The organism is Kineosporia corallincola (assembly GCF_018499875.1).
GTDB classification, from domain to species: Bacteria; Actinomycetota; Actinomycetes; order Actinomycetales; family Kineosporiaceae; genus Kineosporia; species Kineosporia corallincola.
Map to the genome: position 1 here is coordinate 102033 of NZ_JAHBAY010000008.1, position 26664 is coordinate 128696.

The 26664-nt window shown below is 67.0% G+C and carries 29 protein-coding genes, 1 tRNA gene and 1 pseudogene; 16 read left to right on the plus strand and 15 right to left on the minus strand.

Going from position 1 to position 26664, the window contains the following annotated elements; genetic code table 11:
* The gene (locus KIH74_RS19925; protein WP_214157515.1) at positions 1–354 is read left to right on the plus strand and encodes a MerR family transcriptional regulator; all 354 of its coding nucleotides are present in this window, start codon (positions 1–3) and stop codon (positions 352–354) included.
* Between the two features lie 19 nt (positions 355–373).
* On the opposite strand, the gene KIH74_RS19930 is transcribed toward KIH74_RS19925, so the two are convergent.
* Entirely contained in the window at positions 374–784 is a 411-nt protein-coding gene (locus KIH74_RS19930) for a GNAT family acetyltransferase (RefSeq protein ID WP_214157516.1), read from the minus strand.
* A 103-nt stretch (positions 785–887) separates the two neighbouring features.
* Between KIH74_RS19930 and KIH74_RS19935 the strand changes: the two genes are divergently transcribed.
* Both KIH74_RS19935 and KIH74_RS19940 read left to right on the plus strand, forming a co-directional pair.
* Positions 888–1208: a DMT family transporter gene (locus KIH74_RS19935; RefSeq protein ID WP_214157517.1), complete on the plus strand. Its 321-nt coding sequence runs from the start codon at positions 888–890 to the stop codon at positions 1206–1208.
* Between the two features lie 5 nt (positions 1209–1213).
* Entirely contained in the window at positions 1214–1789 is a 576-nt protein-coding gene (locus KIH74_RS19940) for a TetR/AcrR family transcriptional regulator (protein WP_214157518.1), read from the plus strand.
* 39 nt (positions 1790–1828) lie between these two features.
* Here KIH74_RS19940 and KIH74_RS19945 read toward each other — a convergent pair whose 3' ends face one another.
* Positions 1829–2260: a MarR family winged helix-turn-helix transcriptional regulator gene (locus tag KIH74_RS19945; RefSeq protein WP_214157519.1), complete on the minus strand. Its 432-nt coding sequence runs from the start codon at positions 2258–2260 to the stop codon at positions 1829–1831.
* A 97-nt stretch (positions 2261–2357) separates the two neighbouring features.
* On the opposite strand from KIH74_RS19945, the gene KIH74_RS19950 reads away from it, so the two are divergent.
* Together KIH74_RS19950 and KIH74_RS19955 are read left to right on the plus strand one after the other, a co-directional pair.
* The gene (locus tag KIH74_RS19950) at positions 2358–2831 is read left to right on the plus strand and encodes a hypothetical protein (protein ID WP_214157520.1); all 474 of its coding nucleotides are present in this window, start codon (positions 2358–2360) and stop codon (positions 2829–2831) included.
* 3 nt (positions 2832–2834) lie between these two features.
* Positions 2835–3095 (plus strand): DUF3817 domain-containing protein, encoded by a 261-nt coding sequence (locus tag KIH74_RS19955; RefSeq protein WP_214157521.1) that lies wholly within the window; start codon positions 2835–2837, stop codon positions 3093–3095.
* A gap of 36 nt (positions 3096–3131) precedes the next feature.
* Here the strand turns inward: KIH74_RS19955 and KIH74_RS19960 are convergent, their stop codons facing one another.
* Together KIH74_RS19960 and KIH74_RS19965 are read right to left on the minus strand one after the other, a co-directional pair.
* Positions 3132–3593, minus strand: coding sequence for a response regulator (locus tag KIH74_RS19960; RefSeq protein WP_214157522.1), 462 nt, complete (start codon positions 3591–3593; stop codon positions 3132–3134).
* 242 nt (positions 3594–3835) lie between these two features.
* Entirely contained in the window at positions 3836–4231 is a 396-nt protein-coding gene (locus KIH74_RS19965) for a hypothetical protein (RefSeq protein ID WP_214157523.1), read from the minus strand.
* 98 nt (positions 4232–4329) lie between these two features.
* Here KIH74_RS19965 and KIH74_RS19970 point away from each other — a divergent pair, with 98 nt between their 5' ends.
* The 5 genes from KIH74_RS19970 to KIH74_RS19990 all read left to right on the plus strand — a co-directional run bounded on the left by KIH74_RS19970 (position 4330) and on the right by KIH74_RS19990 (position 6530).
* Positions 4330–4893, plus strand: a complete 564-nt coding sequence (locus KIH74_RS19970) for a TetR/AcrR family transcriptional regulator (protein ID WP_214157524.1) — start codon at positions 4330–4332, stop codon at positions 4891–4893.
* 48 nt (positions 4894–4941) lie between these two features.
* Positions 4942–5109: a DLW-39 family protein gene (locus KIH74_RS38775; RefSeq protein ID WP_214157525.1), complete on the plus strand. Its 168-nt coding sequence runs from the start codon at positions 4942–4944 to the stop codon at positions 5107–5109.
* Positions 5110–5150: 41 nt separating this feature from the next.
* A tRNA-Ala gene (locus KIH74_RS19980) sits at positions 5151–5223 on the plus strand.
* A gap of 454 nt (positions 5224–5677) precedes the next feature.
* Positions 5678–6202, plus strand: coding sequence for a hypothetical protein (locus KIH74_RS19985; protein ID WP_214157526.1), 525 nt, complete (start codon positions 5678–5680; stop codon positions 6200–6202).
* Between the two features lie 82 nt (positions 6203–6284).
* Positions 6285–6530: a hypothetical protein gene (locus KIH74_RS19990; protein WP_214157527.1), complete on the plus strand. Its 246-nt coding sequence runs from the start codon at positions 6285–6287 to the stop codon at positions 6528–6530.
* Here the strand turns inward: KIH74_RS19990 and glgX are convergent.
* Entirely contained in the window at positions 6481–8688 is a 2208-nt protein-coding gene (gene glgX / locus KIH74_RS19995) for a glycogen debranching protein GlgX (protein WP_214157528.1), read from the minus strand. The two genes, KIH74_RS19990 and glgX, sit on opposite strands and share 50 nt — an antisense overlap.
* A 169-nt stretch (positions 8689–8857) precedes the next feature.
* Here glgX and KIH74_RS20000 point away from each other — a divergent pair, with 169 nt between their 5' ends.
* Together KIH74_RS20000 and KIH74_RS20005 are read left to right on the plus strand one after the other, a co-directional pair.
* Positions 8858–9910, plus strand: a complete 1053-nt coding sequence (locus KIH74_RS20000) for a spore photoproduct lyase family protein (protein WP_214157529.1) — start codon at positions 8858–8860, stop codon at positions 9908–9910.
* 59 nt (positions 9911–9969) lie between these two features.
* The gene (locus KIH74_RS20005; protein WP_214157530.1) at positions 9970–10695 is read left to right on the plus strand and encodes a Mut7-C RNAse domain-containing protein; all 726 of its coding nucleotides are present in this window, start codon (positions 9970–9972) and stop codon (positions 10693–10695) included.
* Here KIH74_RS20005 and KIH74_RS20010 read toward each other — a convergent pair.
* The 4 genes from KIH74_RS20010 to KIH74_RS20025 all read right to left on the minus strand — a co-directional run bounded on the left by KIH74_RS20010 (position 10673) and on the right by KIH74_RS20025 (position 15978).
* Positions 10673–12412 (minus strand): S8 family peptidase, encoded by a 1740-nt coding sequence (locus KIH74_RS20010; RefSeq protein WP_214157531.1) that lies wholly within the window; start codon positions 12410–12412, stop codon positions 10673–10675. The genes KIH74_RS20005 and KIH74_RS20010 overlap by 23 nt on opposite strands.
* Positions 12413–12516: 104 nt before the next feature.
* Positions 12517–13068, minus strand: a complete 552-nt coding sequence (locus tag KIH74_RS20015; RefSeq protein WP_246572774.1) for a dihydrofolate reductase family protein — start codon at positions 13066–13068, stop codon at positions 12517–12519.
* A gap of 148 nt (positions 13069–13216) precedes the next feature.
* Positions 13217–14761 (minus strand): right-handed parallel beta-helix repeat-containing protein, encoded by a 1545-nt coding sequence (locus KIH74_RS20020; RefSeq protein ID WP_214157533.1) that lies wholly within the window; start codon positions 14759–14761, stop codon positions 13217–13219.
* A 215-nt stretch (positions 14762–14976) separates the two neighbouring features.
* The gene (locus KIH74_RS20025; protein ID WP_214157534.1) at positions 14977–15978 is read right to left on the minus strand and encodes an aldo/keto reductase; all 1002 of its coding nucleotides are present in this window, start codon (positions 15976–15978) and stop codon (positions 14977–14979) included.
* Positions 15979–16118: 140 nt separating this feature from the next.
* On the opposite strand from KIH74_RS20025, the gene KIH74_RS20030 reads away from it, so the two are divergent.
* Complete coding sequence (locus tag KIH74_RS20030) at positions 16119–16976, plus strand: helix-turn-helix transcriptional regulator (RefSeq protein ID WP_214157535.1); 858 nt, start codon at positions 16119–16121, stop codon at positions 16974–16976.
* A gap of 503 nt (positions 16977–17479) precedes the next feature.
* Here the strand turns inward: KIH74_RS20030 and KIH74_RS20035 are convergent.
* A complete protein-coding gene (locus tag KIH74_RS20035; protein ID WP_214157536.1) occupies positions 17480–17947 on the minus strand; it encodes a hypothetical protein in 468 nt (155 codons plus the stop codon).
* 2 nt (positions 17948–17949) lie between these two features.
* Positions 17950–18474, minus strand: coding sequence for a hypothetical protein (locus KIH74_RS20040; RefSeq protein WP_214157537.1), 525 nt, complete (start codon positions 18472–18474; stop codon positions 17950–17952).
* Positions 18475–18587: 113 nt separating this feature from the next.
* Here KIH74_RS20040 and KIH74_RS20045 point away from each other — a divergent pair, with 113 nt between their 5' ends.
* Positions 18588–19253: an HAD family hydrolase gene (locus KIH74_RS20045; RefSeq protein WP_372492102.1), complete on the plus strand. Its 666-nt coding sequence runs from the start codon at positions 18588–18590 to the stop codon at positions 19251–19253.
* Between the two features lie 10 nt (positions 19254–19263).
* On the opposite strand, the gene KIH74_RS20050 is transcribed toward KIH74_RS20045, so the two are convergent.
* Positions 19264–20604: an NsdA family TPR-like regulatory protein gene (locus tag KIH74_RS20050; protein ID WP_214157539.1), complete on the minus strand. Its 1341-nt coding sequence runs from the start codon at positions 20602–20604 to the stop codon at positions 19264–19266.
* 219 nt (positions 20605–20823) lie between these two features.
* On the opposite strand from KIH74_RS20050, the gene KIH74_RS20055 reads away from it, so the two are divergent.
* Both KIH74_RS20055 and KIH74_RS39280 read left to right on the plus strand, forming a co-directional pair.
* Positions 20824–21564 carry a hypothetical protein gene (locus tag KIH74_RS20055; RefSeq protein ID WP_214157540.1) on the plus strand — a complete coding sequence of 247 codons (741 nt, stop codon included), beginning with the start codon at positions 20824–20826 and terminating at the stop codon, positions 21562–21564.
* Positions 21565–21635: 71 nt separating this feature from the next.
* Positions 21636–22178: pseudogene (locus tag KIH74_RS39280) on the plus strand (class I SAM-dependent methyltransferase); the annotation flags it as partial.
* On the opposite strand, the gene KIH74_RS20060 reads toward KIH74_RS39280, so the two are convergent.
* The 3 genes from KIH74_RS20060 to KIH74_RS20070 form a co-directional block, all read right to left on the minus strand.
* Positions 22161–23468 (minus strand): MFS transporter, encoded by a 1308-nt coding sequence (locus tag KIH74_RS20060; protein WP_214157541.1) that lies wholly within the window; start codon positions 23466–23468, stop codon positions 22161–22163. The pseudogene KIH74_RS39280 and the gene KIH74_RS20060 sit on opposite strands and share 18 nt — an antisense overlap.
* A 591-nt stretch (positions 23469–24059) precedes the next feature.
* Positions 24060–25088: a hypothetical protein gene (locus KIH74_RS20065; RefSeq protein ID WP_214157542.1), complete on the minus strand. Its 1029-nt coding sequence runs from the start codon at positions 25086–25088 to the stop codon at positions 24060–24062.
* 132 nt (positions 25089–25220) lie between these two features.
* Positions 25221–26585 (minus strand): helix-turn-helix domain-containing protein, encoded by a 1365-nt coding sequence (locus KIH74_RS20070; protein WP_214157543.1) that lies wholly within the window; start codon positions 26583–26585, stop codon positions 25221–25223.
* Positions 26586–26664 lie beyond the last annotated feature (79 nt).

Genomic DNA, 26664 nt, shown 5'->3' on the forward strand with positions numbered 1-26664 from the left:
ATGAAGATCAGCGAACTGAGCGCGAAGACCGGTGTCAGCCCCCGTTCCCTGCGCTATTACGAGCAGCAGGGCCTGTTCGAGGCCGTGCGTCTGCCCAACGGCTACCGGGACTACGACGCGGAGGTCATGAGCACCGTGCTGACCGTGCGGTCCCTGCTCGACCTGGGCTTCCCCATGGACCTGATCCGCACCGTCCTGCCCTGCACCACGGGTGAGAACAAGGATCAGGTGGTCTGCGAGGGCGTGACCGAGCGGGTGCGGCAGATCCGCGACGAGATGGCGGAGCGTGTCGTCCATCTGGAGCGCACGCGAGACACGCTGACCGGATTCCTGGCGGGGCGGGAGGCCGGCTGAGCAGCGACGTCGAGTCGCCTCACCCGAGCCGCTTACCCAGCACCACCACCTCGGCGTCCGTATAGCCCAGGCGCTCGTAGAACCCGGCCGCCGCGGTGTTGTCCGCCCGCACCATGAGCTGGATCTTCGGAATGCGGCGGCCCGCCACCCAGTCCTCGCAGGCCGCCATCATCAGCCGCCCGACCCCCGCACCCTGCCGGTCCGGCGCCACCGCCAGGTAGTACACCCAGCCACGATGCCCGTCGTGACCGACCATCGCCGTGGCCACCAGCGTCCCGTCGTCCACCGCACCCAGCACCGCCGAGTCGTCCCCCTCCACGGCCCTGCGCAGGTCGGCGGCCGGGTCGTTCCAGGGGCGGGTCAGGCCGGTCTCGTGCCAGAGCTTGACCGCGGCGTCGTGCAGATTCTCGGGGAGGACGTCGATCTTCATCTGCGGAGGTTAGGCCCTCCGGATCAACTTTGGTTTCACGGGGAACAATGGCCACACGCATTGACTTGTACGAACGTACTAGTACAGACGTACAGGAGTCCCCATGGCGTACATCATGCTGATCGCGGCGATCGGTCTAGAGGTGCTCGGCACCAGCCTTCTGCCCTCCACGCAGGGATTCACCAGACCGCTGCCCAGCGTGCTCTGCCTCGGGGCCTACGCGGTGGTGTTCGTGCTGCTCGGCCGCATCGTGGAGCACCTGCCGGTCGGGGTGGTCTACGCCACCTGGTCGGGGCTCGGGATCGCCGCGATCATGCTGATCGGAGCCACTTTCCTGGGCGAGCCGCTGAGCCCGGCGAAGATCGCCGGAGCCGCGATGATCATCGGTGGTGTGGTGGTGCTCAACGTCGCTGGGGTTCACTAGCCCGGGTGACCAGCCCACGCGATCCCGAAGGCCGGCGCCGTGCTCTGCTCGCGGCCACCGTCGAAGTGGTGGCGGAGGTCGGCGTCGCCCGCACCACGCACCGGGCGATCGCGGCCCGCGCCGGCGTGCCGCTCGGTGCCACCACCTACTACTTCCCCACGCTGCACGACCTGATCGCCGCCGCTCTGGAGCAGGCCGGGGAGGCCTGGGACGCCGACCTCGAACGCTGGCAGTCGCAGCTGCGCGCGGTCCAGCAGTCAATTGAGGACGACGAGGAGCCCGCGACCCGGCTCCCCGTCGTCCTCACGCACCTGGTTCTGGAGTATCTGGCCGACCAGCCCCGCGCCCGGCTGGAGTGCGAGCTGTATCTGGCGGCGGGGCACACGCCCGAGCTGCGCCCCCTGGCCACCCGCTGGCTGGTCGGGCTGCGTGACATTCTCACCGGGATCTCCGACAAGACCACCGGATATGCCCTGGCCACCGTCGTCGACGGGGTGTTCCTCCAGGCCACGGTGACCGGCGAGGCGCCCGAGCCGGACCGGCTGCGGGCCGCGTTCGAGCGCCTCTGGGCCCGCGGCTGAGCAGGTTGAGCGGGTCGGAGCACCTGGCTTCCGCCGGGTCTAACGGCCGGTCAGCACCGAGAGCAGGATTCCGGTGAGGGAGCGGCGCTGTTCGTCGTCCAGAGTTTTCAGGAAGGCGGCCTCCACCTCCCGCACGGTCCGGTGCCCGGTCGCGATCAGCTCGGCGCCCGACGGCGTGACGACCAGCTCGGCGGTGCGCCCCCGGCCCGGCAGGGTGCGCCGCTCGACCGCCCCGAGTTCTTCGAGCTGACGCAGCGTTGCCTGCATGCTCTGTGCCGTGACGCCGGCCCGCCGGCCGAGTTCGCTGTACGACAGCCCGGGTTCGCGCGAAAGGTGGCCCAGGGCGGAGAAGTGGCGCAGGGATGTGCCGTGCTGCTTCAGGCGCGCCTCGACCTCGGTCCGCATCGAGCGACCCAGCGTCATCAGCAGGAAGCCGGGGCTGGGCTCGGGTGGCTTCGGGGCGTGCGTCACCGGCTCATCCTGACATCTGTCCCGCATCTTGCGGAGTGGTTTAAGTCTGACTGTAACCTACCCGCATGACGTCTCCCCGACCCCGGGCGGCGCGCTCATGAGTGCCGTCCTGCTCTCCGTCCACCTGGTGCTGGCGATCATCCTGATCGGGCCGCTCACGACCGCCGCCAGCCTGTTCCCCCGTTATGCCCGAGAGGCCGTCGCCGCAGGTGAAGACCATGCCGGCCCGTTCTCCGTGCTCAAGGCCCTGCACCGGATCAGCACCGGCTACGCCGTGGCCGGGATCGCCGTACCGGTGTTCGGCATCGCGACCGCGTCGTCCATGGGCGTTCTCGGCGACTACTGGATCTGGCTGTCGATGGCCATCACCCTGGCCGCAGCCGTGCTGTTCGCCTACTCGGTCGTGCCGGCCCAGCGGCGCATCATGGAACTGCTCGGCACGCCGGGCGGCATCGGCTCGGTGACGCCGCTGCTGCCGCGGCTGGGCATGGTGACCGGCATCTTCGGCCTGCTCTGGGCGATCGTCGTGGTGCTGATGATCGTGCGACCCGGCTCGTCGACGGGGGTGTGAGCGATGCCGATGCGTGCCCTGCGGATCTCGGCCGCGGTCGAGGCCGGCAGCCTGCTGCTGCTCGTGCTGAATCTGGCCACCGTGCACCTGGCCGCGCCGGCCTCGGTGCTCGGCCCGGTGCACGGATGCGCCTACCTGATCGGCATTGTGCTGACCTGGCAGCTGACGAAAACTGTTGCGGTGCGGGCGTTGTCAGTGATCCCCGGGATCGGGACGCTGCTCGTGCTGCGCTCGCTGCGAAGCGCTGAGGCCGCCTCGCAGTGAGCCGTTCACCCGCGAAAAGCCCTGCGGCCTAGGCGTTCAGTCTTCGTTGCTGGGCCGGCGACCGGGGAGTGCGGCGATCTTGGCGTAGAAGTGGTCGATGCGCCGCACCACCTCGGTCAGGCCGTCGAGGTTCATCGGCTTGGTGACGTAGGCGTTGGCGTGCAGCGAGTAGCTGCTGAGGATGTCGGTGGGGGCCTGCGAGGTGGTGAGCACGACGATCGGGATGCTGCGCAGCTCCGGGTCGTTCTTGATCTCGGCCAGCACCTGACGGCCGTCCATGCGCGGCATGTTCAGGTCGAGCAGGATGACGTCGGGCCGCGGGGCGTCTTCGTGCTCGCCCTCGCGACGGAGGAAGGCCACGGCCTCTTCACCGTCGTTGGCGACGTAGACGTTGCGCGGGGCGCCGATCGACTCCAGGGCCTCTTCGATCATCAGGACGTCACCCGGATCGTCGTCCACCAGAAGAACGGCCATGGCGCGGGTGGGAGAAGCGAGCATGTAAGACCCCTCGAAGTTGCGTCTGTGCGGCCGAGGAACTACTTCGCCTGCTGAAAAGCTCGCGCCTCGGGGGCTGATCGATTGCTGGGGTCGATCGTAACCGCCAATCCCTCGCGACGGACACCGTCAGGCCGGTCTCGGTGCGGTGAATTGTCACCCGCCCGGTGACTAGGCGTTATCACCTCATGCCCCGGGCGTGACCTGCGACGTTGCGGAGCTCTTCGTCGTCCTCACATGGATCTTCAGGACTGCTCGGCGGCGAGCCGCCCACGGGCCTCGGGCCAGTCGGCCGGCAACTGGGCGGCGGGCTTGGCATAGAAGGTGAAGGCGGACGACGCCATCGCCGTGCGATGGCGCGACATCGCGGAACGGTGCGGCTCGGTGCGCACGAGCTGGTCGATCGAGGCCTGGTCACGCCAGGCGCTCAGGGTGAAGAACTCGCGCTTCAGCGGATGGGCGACCAGCGAGACGCCGACCGCGCCCGGGCTGCGCCCGACCTGCCGGTGGATGCGCAGGGCGTCGATGAGGAAGCGCGGCACCTGGGACAGCCGGTGGAGCTCGAAACGTGAGGCCATGAGCACCACTTCGGTGTCGGCGGCGATCGTGCGGTCCAGTTGCTGCCAGGGGATGGTCGGCATGACGGGCTCCCTCTCGCTCGGGCTAACTTGACACTGACAAGTTGTAGGCGCACCGAGGGAACTTGTCAATGGCAAGTTGCTGGCCTAGCGTCGGTCCGGTGAGCGCCGAGAAGCCCTACCACCACGGTGACCTGCGACGCGCCCTGATCGAGGCGGCCGCCGAGGTGATCGCCGAGAACGGCACCGACACCCTCAGCCTGCGCGACCTGGCCCGCCGGGCGGGCGTCTCGCACGCCGCGCCCGGGCACCATTTCGGCGATCGGGCGGGGCTGATGACGGCGGTGGCCACCGAGGGCTTCCGGATGCTGGCCGACGATCTGGACCGGGCCGGGAACTTCTCCGACATGGGCCTGCGGTACGTGCAGTTCGCGCTGCGGCATCCGGGGCATTTCGCGGTGATGTTCCGCCCCGACGCGACACACGCGGAGGACGAGGAGTTCCAGGCCGCCGCCGAGCGCACCATGGTCCAGCTGCACGAGGGTGCGGCAGGAGCTTTCGCCACCCCGGAGGGGGAGCGGGTGCCCGCGCTGGCGGCCTGGTCGCTGGTGCACGGGATGGCCACGCTGCTGCTCAGCGGGGCGATGAAGCCCGAACCCGGCGGATCGCAGGAGGATCTGGCGCGGGCGGTGACCAGCTGGCTGACCGGGGCCCGGAAGCGGTGAGTCGTCACGCCGGGGGCGGAGTGCCCTGCGGCGGTGATAATCTCGGTCGTGCTCAAGGGGTCGGCAGAGCTGTCGCCCTTCCTGGACGGGGAGGAATTCCTGATGAAGAAGCTGCTGATGGTCGCGGTCGCGTCCGCAGCCGGCGTCGCCGTGTGGCGCAAGGTCGGAGCCGGCAAGCCCAGCCAGCCCTGGGCATCGGCGACCGACAAGATCTGATTCCTCCCGTCCCGCGAGTGGCAGAATCACTCGCGAGGCTCGGGGACGTGGCGCAATTGGTAGCGCACCTGCTTTGCAAGCAGGGGGTTGTGGGTTCGAGTCCCATCGTCTCCACCGCAGGTCAAGGGCCGGTTTCCGAGTGATCGGAACCGGCCCTTCTGCTTGCTGGGACCCTAACCCTCAGACTCCCCTCGCTCGGGCGTCCCCGTTGGCTTCGTCGGATGATCGCGGCGAGGCCAGCCAGTACGGGAGCCACGGCCCTGCGGTACTGGATCACCGTTTCGTGCAAGAACCGTCATCCACGAGGTTTCGCACTCCGAATGCGTTTTCGTGCTGTCATGGTTCACTCACTGTCGGATGAGCAGGCCGGCCACTTCCCACCGGCTGCCGTCTCTAGGAGTCGAGCGGACGCCCGAAGCACAGGACGATGGCAGGCCGCATTCCTTCGACCCAGGATTCAAGGGTCGCCTGTGGAAAACCTTCATGCCGCCACACAGCAACCCGGAGGAGCCCCGCTCCGGTATGTGATCATGACCCCAAGATCCGTGCCGCAGAGGGAGTCCCGATCGTGCCCTACTCGCAGATCCCCGAGCTCGATGCCCTGCACGAGTTCGACACGGCCCACCGGCACTACTACTACGCCCAGGGGTTCGAGCTGTACGAGACCTTCGGGAACCGGGACGACCTGGCTCCGGGCTGGAGCGACGACGACGCCTTTCATGCCCGCCTCAAGTCCTTCGCGCAGGCCACGGCCGGCGGGTCGATCTACGCCTTGTGGCAGGCAGACGACGGGGCGCGGCCGGTCGTGGTGTTCGGCGACGAGGGCGGCATCCATGTCGTGGCCACCGGCGTGCGCGATCTGCTGCGCATCCTGACCTTCGACGTGGAACCGATGGTCGACTGGGACCGGGCGTACTACTTCAAGAGCGACGAGGACGAGCCGAGCGACGACCACGACGCGTACGTCACGTGGCTACGCGGCACCCTCGGGCTCGAACCGGTGGACGACGCGGACCGGCTCGTCGAGACCGCCCAGCACCGCCACGCGGCGTCCTTCAAGGCCTGGATGGAGCCGTTCGCCCAGCAAATGTGACACAAAGCAGGCGACTCACCACTCCCTGGAACCGGTTCCCCGTGTTCAGATAGCAAGTGCGGATCTAAGCCAAGGGGTGGGTGTGGGGAACTCTCGGGCGTGGCAGGTCGTGGCGGTGCTGTTCCTGTGCATCGGGCTGCCGCAGGTGGTGCGGGGTGTGGTCGACGGCTCGACCGGCGAGCTGGTGGTGGGGCTGGTGTCGCTGGGCGCCTCGGCCTCGGGGTTCTACGAGGCGAGGGCCCAGCGACGAAAAGCTCAGAGCCAGGCCGGGAACCGGCTCAGGCCGGGCGCAGCTGAAGCACCGCCAGAGCACGGCCGGCCACGGTGATGGTCTTGCCCGCGTCGATCATCGGGCCCTGCTCGGAGTTGACCACCGCCACCGAGATCGGCGAACCGCCCTGCAACTGCACGGCCGGGGCACTGATCTCCAACCGGCCGGGCTCCGTGCTCAGCACGAGTTCCCAGGAACCGCCGAAGGTTTCGGGCGGCATGGCGAACTCGATCGCCTCGTCGTGGGCGTTGTAGCAGACCACGAACGAGTCGTCGACCACCCGCTCACCCCGGGTGCTGAGGTCGGTGATGCCGTTGCCGTTCAGATACACGGCGATGGCCCGGCCGAATCCGGAACCCCAGTCCTGGTCGGTCATCTCGGAGCCGTCGGGGCGGAACCAGGCGATGTCCGGCTGGGTCTCCTGCCCCTGCGCCCGCACCGGCAGGCCGCTGAAGAAGCGACGCCGGCGGAAGACCGGATGGTGCAGGCGCAGCGCGGCCGCGGCCCGGGTGAACTGGAGCAGGTCGTCGTCGACGGCCGACCAGTCCACCCAGCTCAGCTCGTTGTCCTGGCAGTAGACGTTGTTGTTGCCGCCCTGCGTGCGGCCCAGCTCGTCGCCGTGCGCGATCATCGGCACGCCCTGCGACAGCAGCAGGGTGGCCAGGAAGTTGCGCTGCTGCCGCGAGCGCACCTCCAGCACACCCGGGTCGTCGGTCTCCCCCTCGACGCCGCAGTTCCACGACCGGTTGTGGCTCTCGCCGTCGTTGTTGTCCTCGCCGTTGGCCTCGTTGTGCTTCTCGTTGTACGAAACCAGGTCGCGCAGGGTGAACCCGTCATGTGCGGTGACGAAGTTGACCGAGGCCACCGGGCGGCGCGCCGAGTGCTCGTACAGGTCCGCCGAGCCGGTGATCCGGGAGGCGAACTCGCCGAGCGTGGCCGGCTCGCTGCGCCAGAAGTCGCGCACGGTGTCGCGGTACTTGCCGTTCCATTCCGTCCACTGCGGCGGAAAGTTACCGACCTGGTAGCCGCCGGGACCGACGTCCCACGGTTCGGCGATCAGTTTGACCTGGCTGATCGTGGGATCTTGCTGCACCAGTTCAAAAAAGCTCGACAGCCGGTCAACGTCGTAGAACTCCCGGGCCAGGGTGGAGGCCAGGTCGAAACGGAAGCCGTCGACGTGCATCTCGGTGACCCAGTACCGCAGCGAGTCCATGATCAGCTGCAACGCGTGCGGGTGCCGCACGTTCAGCGTGTTCCCGGTGCCGGTGTAGTCCATGTAGTAGCGGGGGTCGTCCTCGACCGTGCGGTAGTAGGCCCGGTTGTCGATGCCGCGCATCGACAGCGTCGGGCCGAGGTGGTTGCCCTCGGCGGTGTGGTTGTAGACCACGTCGAGGATCACCTCGATGCCGGCCTCGTGCAGGGCCCTCACCATCGCCTTGAACTCCTGCACCTGGCCACCGGGCACGACGGTCGAGCCGTACTTCGGGTCGGGCGCGAAGAACCCGATCGTGTTGTAGCCCCAGTAGTTCGACAGACCCTTGTCGATCAGCGTGGAGTCGTTGGCGAAGTGGTGCACCGGCATGAGTTCCAGAGCGGTGACGCCGAGCGCGGTCAGGTGCTCGATGATCGCCGGGTGCGCGATGCCGGAGTAGGTTCCGCGCATCGCCTCGGGGATGTCCGGGTGCCTCTGGGTCAGGCCCTTGACGTGCGCCTCGTAGATCACGGTGTCGGCGTACTCGTGCCGGGGCGGCCGGTCGGTCCCCCAGTCGAAGTAGGGGTTGATCACCACGGACTTGGGCATGTGGACCGCCGAGTCCTGGTCGTTGCGGGCGTCCGGTTCACCGAACGGGTAGCCGAACACCGCCTCGTTCCAGTCGAACACGCCGTCGATCGCCTTGGCGTAGGGGTCGAGCAGCAGCTTGTTCGGGTTGCAGCGGTGCCCCTGGGCCGGGTCCCACGGCCCGTACACCCGATAGCCGTACCGCTGGCCGGGCTGGATGCCGGGCAGGAAGACGTGCCAGATGAAGGCGTCCACCTCGGGCAGCTCCACCCGGGTCTCGTTGCCGGCCTCGTCGAACAGGCACAGCTCGACCTTCTCGGCCACCTCGCTGAAGATCGCGAAATTGGTTCCGTAGCCGTCGAAGCTGGCTCCGAGCGGGTACGGCTTGCCCGGCCACACACCGAAGGCCGCCGGGCTGGTGGCCGGATCCGTCATTCTGGGCCTCCTGGCTCGATCACGTGCTTGATCAGGTCCGATACGGGTCTCAGCCGCTCCGCTGAACCATGATCATTGCCCTTAATGGGCCGTTCTGCACGTTGAAGGGACAACCGCCCGAATCGGTGTCCGAGGTGCCCGCCGTCCACCATTGCGGGACCATCGCCGGATGCTGCTGGACGTCCGGACCATCTACGCCGAGCCCGCCGCCCTCCAGCTCGAGCGCGGGCGGCAGGTGGTGGAACGCTGGCCGGGTGCCGAGGTGATCGAGGTGGCCTCGGCCAACCGGATCGACGCGGTGCACGGTGACGAGCAGAACGTGCAGCGCTGGGTGCGGGTGAAGACCGAGGTGCTGGCGCTGGGCGTGCGCAAGACGATGACGGCCCGGGTGAACGGGCGGTCGGCGGACTGGATCGCGCCGAGCGCCGCGAACGGCTGCGCGATGGCCTGCGCCTACTGTTATGTGCCGCGGCACAAAGGTTATGCGAATCCGGTCACGGTGTACGCCAACATCGAGCAGATGATCGGCTACCTGACCCGCCACGTGGCCCGGCAGGGCCCGAAGACCGAGCCGAACCAGTGCGACCCGAGCGCCTGGGTGTACGACCTGGGCGAGAACAGTGACTGCTCGGTCGACGCGATGATCAGCGACAACGTCGCCGACCTGGTCGCCGCCTTCCGCGATCTGCCCACCGCCAAGGCCTCATTCGCGACCAAGCAGGTGAACCGGGACCTGCTCGCCTACGACCCCCGGCAAAGAACCCGGATCCGATTCTCGGTGATGCCCGCACGCACGGCGAAACTGCTCGACATCCGGACGTCTTCGGTGGCCGAGCGGATCGCGGCGGTGGACGATTTTCTGGCCGCCGGCTACGAGGTGCACCTGAATCTGTCGCCGGTGGTGGTGCACGAGGAGTGGCTGACCGACTGGGCCGAGCTGCTGGAGCAGCTGAACGACGTGCTGTCACCGGCAGCGAAGGCCCAGGCCGCGGCCGAGGTGATCTTTCTGACCCACAACGAGGGGTTGCACGATCTCAACCTGGGCTGGCACCCGCAGGCCGAGGACCTGTTGTGGCGCCCCGACATCCAGGAGTTCAAGATCTCGCAGAACCGCATGCGCAACGTGCGATACCGGGCGGCCTGGAAGTCGGTCTGGAAGCAGCGCCTGCTCGACCTGATCGGCGAGCGCGCTCCCTGGCTGACCGTGCGTTACGCCTTCTGACCCAAAAATTTTGGACGACGAGGAGCCCGCGAGAAGCTTGCGTCGTCCAAAATTTGATCATGGTGACCAACCACGGAACGGCACGCTTCACGATCGCCGAGGAACTGCGGTTCATGCTGCCGGTGCGGCATCGGGACGGGATCGTCGCGGTGCCGGTCGACGGCACGAATTCCCTTCTGCACGAGATCGAATCGCTGGGGGTGTCGCGCACCGAGTTCGGCCGGCTGGAGGTCGACGGGCGGGAGGTGGCGGGGGACCACCGGCCGGTGCCGGGCGAATCGGTGACGGTGCACGCGATCGAGCGGCCGCAGCGGGTGCCCGCCCACCGTTACCAGCTCGACGTGCACCTGGGCACGCTGGCCCGGCGCATGCGGCTGCTCGGGCTGGACACGGCCTACGACAGCGAGGACATCGGGGACGCCGCACTGGTCGAGAAGGCGGCCCGGGAGAACCGGGTGATGCTCAGCCGCGACCGCGGCCTGCTGCGCCGTAAGGCCCTGCCGCACGGCGCCTTCGTGCGCGGGCAGGATCCGGATGCGCAGCTGCTCGACGTGCTCGACCGGTTCCGGCCGGAGCCGGCGCCGTGGACCAGGTGCCCGGGCTGCAACGGCCTGCTGCGCCCGGCCCCGGTGGACGAGATCGCGCCGCTGGTCGAGCCCGGCACGCTCCAGACCTACGAGGAGTTCTTCCGCTGCCAGGACTGCGGCCGGCCGTACTGGCGCGGCGCGCACGGCGAGGGGCTCGACCGGATCATGGAGCAGGTCAGGACGGGCGGGACACCTTGAGCATGTAGGTTCCGCTGCCCTTCACCCGCTCCACCTGCCAGCGGTATCTGCCCGCGGCGCCGGTGTAGCTGATCGACTCGCTCGATCCGGAGCGGGTGCTGTCGGCCACCTCGACCCAGCGCCTGCCGTTCCACCGGGCCAGCGTCAGGTCGAAGTTGGTGTTCTTCGTGCCGGTCAGGCAGCCGGTGTGAACGCCGGAGTGCTTGCTGGTGTAGGCCACCGCGGTGACGGCCCGGGCCCTCAGCCGCATCTTGCCCCTGACCGTGCTGGTGCAGGTCGGCGTCTTGGTCGGCGTCGCGGTCGGGGTTGCGATGGGGGCTGCTGTGGTCGTGGTGGTCGGGACGCTCGTGGGTGCGGTGGTCGGTGCCGTGGTCGGTGCGGTGGTCGGTGCGGTGGTGGGGGACGTTGCCGGGGTGGTCGGTGACGTGGTGGGCGTCGTGGTGGTGGCCGGGTCGGGTGTCGTGGTGGTCGGCGTCGGCGTGGAGGTGTCGTCGGCGCCCACGTAGAGCAGCAGGTTCGGGGTGCCGGCGGGAACGCCACTGAGCGCGCCCGAGGTGGCGGCGGTGGTCAGCGCCGAGGTCACGTCGGCCGGGGCCGCGGACGGGTTGGCCTGGAGGTACAGCGCCACCGCGCCGGCCACGTGCGGGGTCGCCATCGAGGTTCCGCTGAGCGTGGCCGTGGCGGTGTCGGAGGTGTACCAGTCGGAGACGATCCCGGCGCCGGGGGCGTAGAGGTCCACGCAGGAGCCGTAGTTGCTGAAGCTCGCGTTGGCGTCCGAGTTGTTCGACGCGGCAACGGTGATCGCGGACGGCACCCGGGCGGGGGAGTCGGCGCAGGCGTCTGACGCGTCGTTGCCGGCGGCGATCGCGTAGGTCACGCCGGAGGCGACGGAGGCCGCGACGGCGTTGTCGAGCGGGGCGTAGCCGTCGCCGCCCAGGCTCATGTTCACCACGGCGGGACTCACGTGGTTGGCCGTGACCCAGTTGATCCCGGCGATCACCCCGGACGAGGTGCCGGAGCCGTCACAGCCGAGCACCCGCACGGCGACCAGGTTCACAGCCGGCGCGACACCGTATCTGGAGCCGCCGACCGTGCCGGCCACGTGCGTGCCGTGGCCGTTGCAGTCCTCGGTGCCCCGGCCGTCGGAGACGGCGGTGTAGCCGGAACTGACCCGGCCGCCCAGGTCGGACTGGGTGGAGCGGATGCCGGTGTCGATCACATAGGCGGTCACCCCACTGCCGTCGCCGCTGGTGGTGAGCTTGCCGTTGAGTCCCGAGCGCTGGTCGACGCGGTCCTGGCCCCAGGACGTGACCGAGCGGCTGCCACTGATGTCGACCACCTGGTCGGCGGCGATGTAGGCGACCGCCGGGTCCTGCCGGGCCTGGGCCAGCTCGGTGGCGCTCATCGTGGCCGCGTAGCCGTTGATCGCCTCGCCGTACTCCTGGGTGACGTCGGCGCCGAGGTCCTCGGCATGGTCGACGGCCTGCTCCAGGGCGGCGTTGTCCTCGCCGGTGGCCGGGGCTTTGAGCACCACGATGTACTGCCCGGGGATCGCCTCCGGGTCCGCGGTGCCGACGACCTGGGCCCGGTAGGTGCTCCCGGCCGAGGCGTCACTCTGCTCGGCGCTGCCCGGCAGCGCGGTGAGCACGGCCGCCCCGGCGACGGCGGCGATGACGAGTTTGGTGGGCAGATCGAGCTTCGCGTGCTTTTCGCCCACGTTCGAACCTCGTCCCGGTCGGCTGGCCACGTCCCCTGAAACATCGGGAGCCGGTGACCGGGTATCAGGGGCCGATCGGGTGCGGTCGGCCGCGACCGCCCTGCTCAGTGGCTGGCTGGGCTCGTCACCGCGTAGCTGAGCAGCACCAGGCCGTTCGGGGTGCGGCGACCGTCCTGGAGGGTCAGTCGCCGCAGAACGTCCGGGGTGTCGAACAGCTTGCGCCCGGAACCGGCCAGCGAGGGTGCGATGACCAGGCGCAGTTCGTTCACCAGCCCGGCCGACAGCAGGCTCTGGGCCAGCCGGATGCTGCCGTGCACACCGATGTCGCCGCCGCTGCGCGCCTTCAGCTGCCGCACGGTGTCGGCCGGCTTGTCGGTCGCCTCGGTGTTGGTCCACGGGGTGGTCAGCGGCGAGCTGGTGGCCACGTACTTCTGCACGCCGTTGATGAAACCGGCGAACGGCTCCAGATCGGAACCCGGCCAGAACCGCGACCATTCGTCGTACATGGCCCGGCCCAGCAGCACGGTGTCCTGGCTGCCGATGACCTCGGCGAGGTGCTCGATGTACACCTCGTCGTCGTCCATCGGGAACCAGTTCTCCGGCGCCTCGGCCACGCCGTCGAGCGAGACCAGTTCGTAGAGCACGACCTTGCGCATCACGTCTTCCCTTCCGTCATGGGTGAAGACGCGCGTGGTCACGAAAAATCATCGGCGCGGGGCATACCGGTTCTTCCGGCCCAGCCAGACGAAAAAGACCCGGTCCAGGCCACCCTGACGGGCCTGGACCGGGTGGTTCACCGGAGAGTCAGCTCACCAGCAGGTCGAACTTCTCCGCCTGGCCGCGCTCGGTGGTGTCGGAGAGCAGCCGGCTCGTGCCGCTCTGGACCCGCACGTACTCGTGGTCGACGTCGGCCTGGAGACTGACCGATCCGTCGTCGTTGCGCAGCACCGCGAACTTCTCCCAGGGGCCGAGCGCGGTGCGGTTGGCGATCAGCGGCTCGGCGCCGGAGTTCTCGGCCGTGACCAGGCTGTCGTTGGCCTGGGCGCGCAGGGCGACCAGGCCCTCGCCGGCGTCTTCGACGTCGAACTTCTCCCACACCCCGGCCGAGGTGATGGTGGCGACCAGCGCGGTCTTGCCGTTCGGGTCGGCCTGCACCCACTTGCCGGTGGTGCGCGAGCGCAGCGCGATCGTGTCACCCTCGGCCGGCAACGGCGAGGAGGCGCTCTGGTGGCTGATGCCCAGCAGGAAGTTCAGTGACGTCTGCTGGAAGTCGGACTGCACGGTGCCGCCCTGCACGGTGTCGGACAGGAAACCGGCCGGCTCGGGGTTGGTGCCGTCGCAGGTGCCGTTCGGGATGCCGACGTGGGTGGACCGGTCGGTGTTGCCGGTGATCGTGAAGTCCTTGACCCCGTTGACCGCGTAGCCGTAGCCCATGGTCGAGCCTTCGAGCGTGTTGTCGGTGACCGTGCCGCCGGTGACGACGGTGTCGGTGCACGACCACACGCCAGGGCCCATGGCCAGACCGATCTTGACCAGTGCACCGTCGGCGCGGATGGTGTTGCGCGAGACCACGGTGCCTTCGTAATTGCCGTCCATCGGGCCGTAATCGACCATGTTGATCCCGCCGAGCAGAGTGCGGTTCTGCGCGACGATCGTGTTGTCGGTGATCTGCGAACCGGGTGCGCCGAACACGACGACGGCACCGTCCGTGGCATCGGTGATCGTGTTGTTCCGCACCGTGCTGGTGCCGCAGGCCAGCGAGATGCCGTCGGCCCAGCCGTCCGGTGTTCCGGAGGGCCCGACCTGGTTCCCGGTCACCGTGGCACCCTGACAACCGGGGACGCCGCTGCGCACGACTCCCTCGGCCAGGTGCAGTGCCGACCAGCCGCGCGGCTCGTAGAAGTGGTTGTTCTCGACCACCAGACCGGTCACGTCACCGCCGATCTCGAGCAGGCCGCTGCCGCCCTCGATCCGGCCCAGGGCCGGCCGGTTGCCGTCGACCTGGATGCTGCGCACGGCGATGCCGGAACGCCCACCGCCCTCGATCGCGGTGGCCTGGCCGGCACCGGTGACCCGCAGAACGGCGCGGGTGTCGCCGGTGGGCCGCCCGACGGTCTGGATCGCCTGGTTCGCGGCCGAGAACCTGATCGGCGTGGTCAGCTCGAAGACGGCGGAGGCGCACAGCTCGGCCACCGCGCCCTCTCCGGACAGCGCGTCCTGGATGTCCTGCCCGGTGCCGGAGGCGATGCAGTCCTCGGGGTTCGCGGCGCTGGCCACGGTCTGCCCGGCCAGGGCGAGCAGGGCGGCCGCGGCGACCGTGGCGGCGACCGCCTTGGGAGTGGTGAGCACGGGAAGTCCTTCGCTGAGACGTCTGAACGCCCTTCAAGCTAGGCACTTCCTCGGTACCTCCTGCAAAAGCACCGCAAAGGAATTGCTAAGAGCCATTTTTCGGCGTTGTTTTTCCAAAACGTTGCTCTGGTTGAGGATTCGCAACGTACCCAGCGCAGATCCGGTTCAGTGGCGCCCGCCACACTTTGCCGGGCGCCACCGCTGCTCCAGTTGCCTCAGTTGCCCACGCCGAGGTTCGCCATGAAGGCCGACGGGTAGCGGTCGCCCCGGGCCGATCCGGCCGGCACCGCCCGCTCGATCAGGGCCAGCTCGTCGGCGGTGAGTTCCAGCTGCGCGGCCGGCAGGGCCTCGGCCAGCCGGGTGCGGGTGCGGGCACCCACCAACGGCACCACGGCCGGGTCCTGCGCCGCCACCCAGGCGATGGCCAGCTGGGCCACCGTGCAGTCCCGGGCGGCCGCGATCTTCCGCAGCTCCTCCACCAGGGCCAGGTTGTGCTCCACGTTGTCCGCGGCGAAGCGCGGGCTGAGCGCACGGTGGTCGCTGTCGGCCGGGCGGGTGGTGCGCTCCGTCGTCCAGTGCCCGGAGATCAGGCCCCGGCTCAGCACGCCGTAGGCGGTCAGGCCGATGCCCAGTTCGCGCAGGGTGGGCAGGACTTCTGTCTCCACCGCCCGGGAGATCAGCGAGTACTCGATCTGGAGGTCGCTGATCGGGTGGACGGCGTGGGCCCGGCGGATCGTCTCCGCGTTCATCTCCGACAGGCCGACATACCTCACCAGGCCGGCCTCGACGAGCTCCTTGATCGCGCCCACCGTCTCCTCGATCGGCACCGCCGGGTCGAGGCGAGCCGGACGGTAGATGTCGACGTGATCCGTGCCCAGCCGGGTCAGCGAGTAGGTCAGGTTGCTCCGGATCGCCTCCGGCCGGGCGTCGTTGCCGCCCGGCATGCCACCCGGTCGCAGCAGCAGGCCGGTCTTCACGCTGAGCAGGTAGCTGTCCCGCGGCCGGTCGCGCAGGGCCTCGGCCAGCAGCAGTTCGTTGTGCCCGGCGGCGTAGAAGTCCCCGGTGTCGATGAGCGTGACGCCGGCGTCGAGGGCGGCGTGCACCGTGGCGATGCTCTCGCCGCGGTCGGCCACACCGTAGGCGCCGGACATGCCCATCGCGCCCAGGCCCAGCGCGGAGACCGTGGGGCCGTTCTTGCCCAGGATGCGTGTCTGCATGGTGTTGCTCCTCGTCGTCCACAGGTGTTCGCCCTTGCACCGACAACGGTGCGCCCCGCGGGGACGGAACGGGAGAGGAGCGTTCATCGTGGGAGGGCCTCTCCCTGGATGCCGGGGGCGGACGGTTGCACGATGGTGCGGTGGAACGTGAGCAGCTCGCCGATTTTCTGCGCCGTCGCCGCGAGGCGATCCGACCGGGTGAGGTGGGCCTGGCCGACGGCCCACGGCGCCGCACCGCAGGACTGCGACGTGAGGAGGTCGCGCAGCTGGCCGGGATGTCGGTCGACTACATCGTCCGGCTGGAACAGGGACGCAGCAGCCAGCCCTCGACCCAGCTGCTGGCTTCGCTGGCCCGGGCCCTGCGCCTGACCGACGACGAGACCAGCCACCTGTTCCATCTGGCCGGGCATCAGCCTCCGCCGTCCGAGGGCGTGGCCCAGCTGGCCCGGGCCGGGCTGGTGCGCCTGCTCCACCTGCTTGAGGGCGCCTCCGGCATGGTGATCTCCGACCTCGGCCAGGTGCTCGCCCAGAACCGGACGTCGCTGCTGCTCAGCGGCAATCACATGGACCTGGCCGGTGACCGGCGCTACCTGCTCTGGCGCTGGTTCACCGAGCCCGGCAACCGCGGGACCCATCCGCGCGAGAATCAGGAACACCACAGCCGTCAGCTGGTCGCCGACCTGCGGGCGACCTTCGGCCGGCGCCCGGGCGACCCCGAGGTCACCGGCCTGGTGCAGCGTCTTGCGGCCCGCAGCAGCGATTTTCGCCGCCTCTGGGACGAGCACGAGGTGGCGGTGCGCCGCGCCGACCGCAAGACCCTGCTGCACCCGCGGGTCGGGCCCCTGTTGATGGACTGCGAGACCCTGGTGACTCCCGACCTGCGGCAGCAGCTGCTGGTTCTGACCCCGGCGGACGATGAGTCCCGGGAGCGGATGGATCTGCTGAGGGTGCTGGGGGTCGAGGAATTCCCCTCCGGGCTGCCCACTTCCAGGCGGTAGCGCCGGCGTGTTGTGTGAGCGATCACAGTGAGGTTTCGGAGCCCTCACCGCCCTCACCGCCCGGACCGCCACGACCCGTCCGAGCTCGTGCCGACCGACAAACGGTGAGCGCCCCGGAGGCTAGGCCTCCGGGGCGCTCGATCTGCGAATCCCCACATGCTCTAGGGATGTCCGCAGGGACAATCTTCGGTCTTTCCAGCGTTTCCGCTGGTCAGACGGAGTGGGCCTAAGTGGACTTGAACCACTGACCTCTTCCTTATCAGGGCGTCGCTCGCCTGCATCGGTAGCGTCAACGCCGCTCTCACCTTGTGCTTTGCGAGCTTGGACGATGATCGTTCGCCGGGGCCTGCCCTCTATCCCCCGGATCTACCCCTGTCTCCTAGGGCCGTCCTAGGGCCAGTTGTAGGGCCAGAAATGACGTCACCGCCATGCCTCCGCACGGCGGACGGGGCTGGCATGAGGCTCTCGCAGAACTCCCCACTCAGCAGCGCTGAGCGGATAGTTCAAACGCGCTCCGCCTGAGACGGTCCGTCGCCAGCGCCTTCCGCAAGATCGCGACGGGCCTTACGAGCGGCGATAGAAGCGTTGAGTGCGCGGATCTTTTCGATGTGCCGCTTCTCGGTAACGATGATCTTGTTGCCGACGACGATGGGACCGTCTGAGTCGACGACGATCTTGCGAAACCGACCTCCAGCAGTCGCTGCCTGCTCTTGGGACTTCGACAAGTCGATCATCTCCTTACTGTCGATGTGCCGCACTTCCCTCAGATCGATGTCGGCAGGAGGCTCGCCCTCGTTAACCTCCTCGACGAAACGAAGCTTGAGAATACTGCGTATCTCGTTGGCCGAGTTAGATCCCTGGATGCGCTTTAACTCATCCGGAGTAACACAGAAGCATCCCGCCACTGCCCGTCGCGGATAGCGAAAACGGACAAAAGGTAATATGTTCCAAAAGCGGATTCTTTCGTACATGACTAGGCGAACTTCCGCGCAAGCCAGGCTCGTAGACTCAACCGGAGACGCCTCTTAGTCCGCATACCAGCCGACGCTACAGGAACCACGGGTTGCTCTTGAATCGAGAACATGGTCATCACCGCCTCCAGCAGGCCCGTCTCGAAGTCGTTCTTGGTCTCCACCTCCAAGGCCGCCAGCAGCTCCAGCGTCACATCTAGACTCAGTCTGGGCTCAGCTCCGTCTCCTATGCTTCTGTCATATACCCATATAAGCATTTTCCACCAGTTCTCCCGCTCAACACGCTCCCGCTCTGCTTTGGCATCCGCCCCATGGCGTTCAGTAGCGGCATCGCGGTCTTTCTTGCCCTCTTTTCTTTCTTCGACAATTTTGTGTTTCGCTGATTTATACGCAACAATTGCGGCAATCAGTGCAGCAGCGCCACCAAAACCAGGCGTATTAAACCAATTCGCAAACCAGTCCAGAGTCTCGGGGAGCCATTCCCCGAACCACGCTCTTGTGATATCCCATCTAGATTCATGCCGCATGACTCTTTGGTCGTTCAGCCGAGGGTGAGACTTTTCATCTACCCATTGGTAGGTTTGAGCTTGACAACCGACCCTCGACCAAATATCCGACTTGCGAACTAGGGAGCTATCACGTGCCTCGACCCATTCGGGCCGTCTTCTTCGATGTTGGCGAGACCTTGGTTGACGAGACCAGGGAGTACGGAACGTGGGCTGACTGGCTGGGTGTACCTCGACACACGTTCTCTGCTGTGTTCGGCGCGGTCGTCGCCCGGGGCCTGGACTACCGCGAGACATTCCAGCATTTCCGTCCTGACTTCGACCTAGCGGCGGAACGACGGAAGCGCATCGATGCTGGCGATGGTGAGACTTTCGCTGAAGGCGATCTGTACCCGGATGCTCGTGCGTGCCTGGCGGCTCTGCGAGAACTGGAGGTAGTCGTCGGGATCGCCGGAAACCAGACGGCGAGGGCTGAGGAAATCCTGCGGGCTCTGGATCTGCCGATGGATGTTCTGGGTACCTCAGAGAGCTGGAACGCTGAGAAGCCCTCTACTGCCTTTTTTGAGCGGCTGGTCCAGGAGGCCAACTGCGAGGCAGGCGAGATCCTGTACGTGGGTGACCGGCTGGACAACGACCTGCTGCCGGCTCTGGAGGTTGGGCTTGAAGCTGCGGTGATCAGGCGCGGGCCGTGGGCGCATATCTGGGCGGACCGTCCTGAGTTGGCGCGTTGTCTTTTCCAGCTCGACGGTCTCGCAGAACTGCCCAGCCTGGTGGAGAAGCACAACCAGCAGTTCGCGTAATGGGCTGAGGTCAGCTGGCCGCCGCGATGAGAGTCCGGGCGCGGCTCATGGTGTCATCGGTTGATGACACGGGTAGTCGTTCCCGGACATCCGCGAACTGCGAGGTGGCCCGGTGCGAAGTAACGAGTGGTAGGTCGGCCTCGACGCTGAGCACGGTTCGTGCGGCGGCGTCTGGTTGTCCGGCGAGGATCTGGGCGGTGGCGAGTCGGGCTGAGATGAGGACGCGGGAGCGGCGTTCATCGGGGCCACGGTGGGTCAGGGATGCCTGTAGGTGGTCGATGGCCTGGGTAGGGCGGCCGAGGTGGACGAGTACGGCGCCGGTCTGGTGTTCGAGGGCGGCGTGGTTGTAGCCGCCGGTCCAGTGCTGTGCCGATGTGGCTCGTTCGAGGTCTGCCTCTGCGGCGCGTAGGCAGGTTCGCGCTGACCAGTTGTCTCCGACTGAGGCGTGGGCTTCGGCGAGCATGCCGGTCATCCATGCTCGTCGTCGGATGTCGGCGTCTCGGGGCAGCGCTGAGCATGCGGCTTCGGCCAACTCCACGGCGCGGTGGGTGTGGCCGAGTTCGACGGCTTGAAGCGCCAGTGCGCGTAGGGCGGTTGCGCGGGCGGCACCGTCCTTGGCCTCGTCGGCCAGGCGGGCAGCGGTGATGTAGTAGCGCTGGGCCTGGCCGGCGCGGCCAGCGTCGGAGGACATCCAGCCGGCGAGGTAGGCCAGTTGAGCAGCTGCGGCGAACAGCGCGGGGCGGTGCCGACCGGTGGTGCCTTCCAGGAGCGGTGTGACTGCGTGCGCCAGGTAGGACGCTGTGGGCGGGAGGGCGTGTTCGCCGCCGAAGAGGTCGTCGGCTCGGGAGAACTGAGTGGTCATCTCCTGGATGCGGGTGATGTCGGACGGGCCTATGCGTGTCGGCTTGCCGCTGTTGTCCCGGGTGGGGAGTTCCCATGGCCTGGTTGGGACGCTCAGAGCGGCCAGGGTGTAGAGGCTTCCGGCGTTCAGGAAGGATCGTCGGTCCATGTCCTGCCTCCCGAGTCGGGTCAACCGGGCTACGGCGTCCCCGTGCCAGGGATTGTCCGGCCCGTCCTGGTCGCGTGAGGTCCACCCGAGGTCGTCTGCGGTGACGTCGGGTCTGTGCAGGAGTCTGCTCATGGCCTCGACGATCACCGGGACTGCCTCGGTTCGCGGCGTGGTCCCCGTTCTCCAGTGTGCGAGCGTGCTCTTGTCCGGGTACAGCACCCGGCCGCCGGTCTCGATGCTGACCGCGTGGATCTCGGCGGCGATCTCGGCCAGGGTGCGGCTGGTCGCCTCGACTGCGGCTTGCCAGCGTTCGTTGATGATCGGACGCCTTCGTTCCGTCATGGCTACCGTCCCCGTGGTCGCGCAGCAACCCTCCGCAACAGACAGGGTCCTCCGCCGGTTGCAACCCGCGCAATGCCGACCGGCGGGTATTCAACTCGTTTCAACGGCTCTGAGGCTTCTCGTCGTCCTGGTCGCGTCCGACACTCGAAGTACCGAGTGCACACGGTGTCCCATCACGGAAACAGCTTCGCTGCATCAGTTTTCGATGAGAGGAACAACATGACCACCGAAACGACCTCAACGCTCGCGCCGGTCAGCGTCACCATGCCGGTGCCCTTCACGCCGGAATGGTCGCGGATCGACGGCATCACCGTGGACGGCCCGACGGTCACCGTGGATCCGGCCCGCTACTTCTTCCGCTACGAGAACCCGTCGTGGCTGCTGGTGGACTGGGACCTGGTCCGCCGGGAGCTGCTGGACCACCCGCAGGAAAGCACGGGCCAGGCGCTGGAACAGCGGGCGTTGGAGTTCGTGCAGGAGCACGGGCGGGTGACCACCTCGCCGGCCGACGTCCTGGTCGCGGCTTACAAGGTGGCCGAGTACCTGTACCGGGACATCGACATTCCCGGGGTCGAGGTGACTGAGCAGCAGCTGACGGCGCTGCGCGAAGCGACGACGCTCATGGCGCTGAACCGGGTCGAGTTGGACGGGCACATGTCGAACGTGGGTTCCTGCTGGTTCTTCCCGGTGGCCACTTCGGTCGTGTTCGATTTCAGCCACGAAGAGGGCGAGGCGCTGGACGAGATCTATCACGGGGGCTGGTTCAACGAGAACCGCCGCCGGGATGCCGTCCTGGCTCACGTGGCCCTCGGTGGCCGGCTGGTGCACGGGTGCCAGGCGAGCGCTGACATGTCCGGCGGGTGCGTGCTGGCCTACGGCACCGACCTGGACGGGTTCCGGTCGGAGCTGAACGGGCTCAAGGCCGAGTGGATCGAACGCGTCGCCGCAATGCGGCCCTGACCTGCTGAGACTGGCGCGGGTCCGTCCTCCCTCCGGACGGGCCCGCGTCCTCACCTGGAAGGAAACGAGCGATGCATGTGGACGCAACCGTGAACCTCAGGGCTTGGGACATCATCGGCGGTGAGACCGATGCCCACAGTAAAAGCATTATCCCGCAAGACATTCAGTGGACAGCGTGGCCGGATCTCGAACCGAACCATTCCATCCTCGGCGATCCCGCCGGCCTCGATGTGATCGAGCTTGGGTGCGGAACCGGTGAGCACGTCGCCTGGTCCGCAGTGCAAGGTGCGCGGACTGTGCTCGGGGTGGATATCTCGCCCGGTCGCCTGGCCGTCGCGGAGCAGCGGTTCGGCGGTCTGCCCGGTGTCCGCTGGATGTGTGGGGATGCTGAGTCCGTGCTGCCTGGGCTGTCGCCGGTCGATCTGGTCCTGTCCGTGTTCGGGGCGCTCTGGTACTCGGATCCCGACGTCCTTCTCCCCGCGATCGTCGCTCGGTTGCGTCCGGGCGGGGTGCTGGCAGCCTCGGTAGGCGCGCCTCGTCCACTGGATCTCCCTGGCCGGCGGGTCGATCACTACCGAGCAGAGGACGGACGTCGGTTACCGGTGATCCACTACGTCTACGGCCCCAAGACCTGGGCCGCTCTGCTGGACCGGCATGGCCTCACCCTGCAACACCTGGTCGCGGTCACCGGGCCGACTGGTCACACGACGCTCGTCTTTCGGGCTCAGTACCAGCAGGAAGAGAGCACTTGCCGCCATCAACAGACCACAGGCGGCGAACGCTCCAGGCGGTGAGACAGAGACAAGGATGGGCAGGCTGGCCATAGCGAGCATGCCGCCGACGTGGATACCGGTGGTGTAGAGCGTCATCGCTCGTAGCCGCTCGGGGCCGGCCAACAGGGACAACCGGGTTCGCAGCGTCACGTCACCGATGGGGACAAGCACGCTGAACGCTGCGGTCAGGATCAGCAGCACGGGGAGGTTCCCGGCAGCAGCGAACCCGGCCAGGATCAGACCTCGGACAATCCACGAGGACGCCAGGATGGTCAGCCATCGTCCGGGCAACCGGGTGTTACCGACCAAGAGATTCCCAGCCAGCGATCCGATGCCGAGACAGGTGATGACCAGGGCATACGCGTCCGGTCCAGCGTCGAGCTGGGTGGCCAGTAGCACCGGGACCCCAACCGTCGTCACCCCGTAGAGGGCTTGGCCGATGTTGTCGATCAGCACTGACCAGGCAAGAGCCGGATGCCGGCCGGCCACTGCGCGCGCGGTCGGCGCGTCCTCGGTGGCCTTGGGATCGCTTGAGGTCGTAGGGACGGGTGCCAGGCTCGGTGCGTGTCTCGCCAACCATGCCAGGGCCAGGGCGGATACGCCGAACGTGGCTGCGTCGATGTAAAAGAGGACGTCCGTGGCGACCACGGTGAGGATTACGGCGGCGGCCCCTGGGCCAACGATCCATGTCACCCGGCCGGTGACGTCCATAAGCCCGGTGACCGGGCGGACCTGCTCGGCGGGGACCAGCTCGGGCAGCAGTGCGGCTCGGGCAGGGTCACTCAGGGCGTCAGCTGTGCCAATGCCGACGATGACCACGAGGACGCCGGCCAGGCCGAGTGAGTCCCATAGCCAGGGCAGGGCAGCGACGAGAGGGATCTGTACTGCCTCGATCCTGGCCAGGGCCCGAAAAGAAGCTATGCGGGCGATGATTCGTCGACCAAAGAGCCCGATCAGGATGTGCGGGACGGATTCGGCGATGACGACGATGCCCAAAGCGAGCGCTCCGGACTTCTCCCACGCTGTCCAGGCGAGTGCGAGAGTGAAGAACCTGTCGCCAAACACGCTCAGCAGCTCGGCTAGCCAGAGCACGAGCACGCGGCGATGGCGAAGCAATCGGATGTACTGCATGCGACTTCCCCCGAGGTCGGCACTGGAAGACCGGCCGAGACTAGAGGAAGTGGACGGCTACCCGCAGGGAAACCAGGCAGGTCCGGGGCTTGCTACGCCAGGTTCAGTTCAAGCTGAATGAAGACCGGAAGAGTGGGTTTGCGCACGCGAGGACGGGGCTTGCGCGGCGGCAGAGGACGGCGGACACGGGCGAATCGCCCCAGGGCATCACGCAGCAACAGAACGGGAAACCAGGAGTGCGGGGTGCGTCGGCGGTTCATCGGCTCCGTCCTCCCTTTGGTGGTCTCGCCGCGGTGCCGGCCGTTCTTGCCGGTCCCGCTGCGGGCACCAGGTACCGCGTCCCGGGAGGCTCGCAATCAAGTTCGCCGCAGCGACCTCGTCTCCCGGCAGCTGCACGGAGTGCAGACCTGAACCGGGCTGGGACTGCGGACTTGATTGGGAGTCGGGACGTGGTACCTGAAGGTGAGCCAAGAAACAAAGATGATTGAGAAATGTCACTTACGGCCAGAGCATCGAAAGGACATCCTTGAAGGAGGCCATTTGCTAGCGGATAACCAGATCCCCAAGCACGGAATTTCCCCTTTCATAAGATTATTCGGACGATAGGCTATTGGGTTCTATTGATGGATCTGAAGCTGCGGCTTCGACAGCTCCCGATAAACTCATGAGCATTGCCTCGGGATCACGAAGGGCCATCCAATCATTTCTTTCCAAGACATGCCGTTCGGTTGCCGTTAACGTTTTCACCTGGACGTGACTTCGACCGTTGCCGTCCGTGATCTTTATGAGAAGGACATCCCCAAGCACAGCGGCGAAGTTGTTAATACCTTCGGCTGCCTTCATCAGATTGAGAGTCGTCTGTGACCTCGTTTGATCGATAGCGGCCGACCTTTCATGAACAAGAGCATCTTCTAGGCCCTGCGCAAGCCTTCGAGTCGCTCGCTGAGCCTCGTCAGGCGTGTAGTCAGCAGTCAATCGCACCCAAAATTTTTGATACCAGGAACCCTGCAGGGCTGGACCAATTTCGGATACTTCCTGCCCGGCCTCCACGGCCATATGCTTTAACGCTGCCACAAATGCACGGGCTTCCGCTGGCAGGACCATTGAATCAACAATAAACAGGGCGCCATCCTGAGAATAGGGATGCTTTGTGATGCTTCTGCCACGATTCTCAGTCACGTCAAGGCGAGGAGCGAAGCCTACATACTCCTCTGGCTTCCAACCTGGCAGAGCCCCCATCCGAAGAAGGTTTCTCACCTGGCGAATTCGCGAAATAAGGCCGTCCACCACCGCCGCATGACGGGTTTTATGGCTCTTCCCGTTACGCAACAGATCCACAGCATCCATCAACTGGTCACGAAGATCGCCCTCCGCGAGATCGGGGTGCCGAATGACAGTCGCGAAGGCGTGGAGCATCTGGTTATAAACTTCGGCACTGAAAGATCGATTGGGATCAGCCAAGGCCCATTCAATCGCCTGATCCGTTAGGTGAATAAGTATGTGCACACGACGAACCAAGGAGTCGATCTCACTCGTTCGTGCATTGATAGGTGTCGGCATTTGTCCCCCAGTCGCTAGCTCAAGAACCGAGGCTATACCTGTCGCGCTCTGGATCACCACGCTGCCGTAGAGTGTGACGGAGAGTCTGCCGTAGGAACATCCTTGACTAGTTGACAGCATTACTGTGCTAGACCGAACCTGCCACTTAGTTGCTGGGGCACCTCCAGAACCTTGGGGTGAGAACACGGTCCATTAACTTGATTGGTCATTACCGATCATGCTTCGCATCCGCTCTTCGAGTTCCAGCACCTGTCGGTTCTGCTGGGAGCTCGTGAGCTGGCGTCGCACCTGCTGAACGCGGTCGTATCCGGTGGCGTACCAGGACTCGCTGAGCTGGTCGAGCGCCTGGCCGGCGTAGGTGCAGGCGGCCTCGGCATCGTCGTCGATGTGTGTGGCGGCAAGGTCGGCGTAGATCACGGCCTTCTGCTTCGCCGCGTCCGGCGCGAGCTGGGCCAGCGAGGTTTCCAGGTGGGCGCGGGCCTTGTCCGGCTGCCCCAGTACGTGATGCGCGTGACCGGCGAACCCCGCGAATCGCGAGGCGTCGAAGAAGTCCAGCCACTCAGGCTCCTCGCCCTCGTCCGGCAGAAGCCCTTCGGCACGGGACAGGGCACGGAGGCTGGTGGCCGGGTCGTTGACGCTGGCCATGACTTCAGCCTCGACGCAGCTCAGCCATGCCCGGGTCATGGGCCCCGTGTGGTGGCGGGAGTGGGCGACGGCTGCGGCCAGTGTTGCCCGGGCGGCCGACGCGTCGCCGTTGTGCGCGGCCAGGAAACTCACGTGGGCCAGTACAGCGGCGGCCAGGGCGTGATCTCCTGCCTCCTCGGTCGCCTGAAGGGCAAGGGTGAGGTCAGCCTCGGCAGGCTCGGCGCGTTTGAGGTCGAAGAACGCGATACGTCCGGCGAGCATCGCGGACTCGCTGAGGGCGACGGCCAGGCGGCGCGTTACGGCCTGAGGTCCGCCGGCCTTCAGGAGTTCTTGCCCAAGAGTGACGTGCGACTTTACGGACGTGTAGAGCGGCAATGGTGCGGTTGACCAGTACAGATGTCGCTGGCTGACGGTGATGGCCTCGAAGTCCTCGACCACTGCCGTGGATAAGCCACCGGATGAGTTGATCTGGTGAGCCAGGCGGGAAGGTAGCTCCGCCTTCTCCTCCAGCAGGGATGGGAGTAGTGGGGTAGCGCCGAACGCGAGTAGTCCCTTGAGGAACGTCTCGCGGTCCATGTCGCCTCGACCGCTGAACATAGAGACCAGCCTCCACAGCACTTCTATCCCGTCGTCGTTCTGGACGGGACGCATCGCAAGTTCTTCCGGATCGAGCAGTCCGAGCTGATCCGCCGGCATCCCGAACACGATGACCAGGTACTTGCGGTATCGCGGTTCGGGGGCTCGTTCGCCGCTTTCCCAGCGGCGCACGGTGTTGCGCGAAAGGCCAGTGTCAGTCTCGTTCTCGGCCTTCATCGCCCGGACGATCTGAATCCGCAGTTCCTCGTGTGACCAGCCACGTTGCAGCCGTGCCCAGGCAAGTTGACGATTCGGTGGTCGCTGCCCGGACGCCATTGCTGATCCTCCGTCGCCTGGATTCACGCTCGGCCCCATGGACCTCGCCTGACACTTCCTCGCGCTGAGAAGACCGTAA